General features: G+C 46.8%; 1 protein-coding gene. It reads left to right on the top strand.

The window, feature by feature from the left end:
• Window positions 1–233 (top strand): chorismate mutase (locus AAEY78_RS15085; RefSeq protein ID WP_352340325.1); only part of this gene is annotated, 233 nt, incomplete at both ends.

Raw genomic sequence — 233 nt, 5'->3', positions numbered from 1 at the left:
AAGCAATCCTATTTTTTATCGCCCAGAACGTGAAGCTCAAGTACTAAAAGCCGTGATGGCACGTAATACTGGTCCAATCGCTGATGAAAAAATGGCCCGTTTGTTTCGTGAAATTATGTCGGTGTGCTTAGATCTAGAAGCGCCGCAACGTATTGCCTTTTTGGGTCCAGTTGGCACCTTTACTCATGCCGCCGCCCTCAAGCATTTTGGTAAAGCGGCTGATACCGTACCAA

Origin of the sequence: Psychrobacter sp. 16-MNA-CIBAN-0192 (genome assembly GCF_040309565.1) — a bacterium.
GTDB lineage: Bacteria > Pseudomonadota > Gammaproteobacteria > Pseudomonadales > Moraxellaceae > Psychrobacter.
The sequence above is the reverse complement of the archived record's forward strand: the minus strand, read 5'-3'. Positions and strand labels throughout refer to the sequence as shown.